Source organism: Bartonella sp. AA83SXKL, assembly GCF_042196965.1.
Classification (GTDB): Bacteria; Pseudomonadota; Alphaproteobacteria; order Rhizobiales; family Rhizobiaceae; genus Bartonella.
The window spans coordinates 308-598 of sequence record NZ_JBHIRG010000288.1 but is presented as its reverse complement, the minus strand read 5'-3'; the positions used below and the strand labels follow the sequence as shown (position 1 = coordinate 598).

The following is a 291-nucleotide window of genomic DNA, read 5'->3' as shown; positions in this document are numbered from 1 at the left end:
ATCTAAAGCATCAAGAATTTGACGCTTAATTTTTTGACGTGTCATTGAACCATATTGGCTTTCAATCTGTCCACGAACAACTTCACGCAAACGCTCTAAAGACTCCAAACCAACTTTTTGTGCTGCTTCATCATCAATTTTTAGCTCGTCCGATTTGCAGACGGCTTTAACGGTGATATCAAATTCTGCATTCTTACCAGCCAAATGAACCGCACTGTAATTGTCAGGAAACTTAACAGAAATTGTTTTCATATCCCCTGCTTTTACACCAACTAATTGCTCTTCAAAACC

Annotated in this window: 1 pseudogene; it reads right to left on the bottom strand. The window is 38.5% G+C overall.

Annotated features, from left to right (window positions below):
• A pseudogene (locus ACFINO_RS11180) lies at nt 1-291 on the bottom strand (trigger factor); the annotation flags it as partial.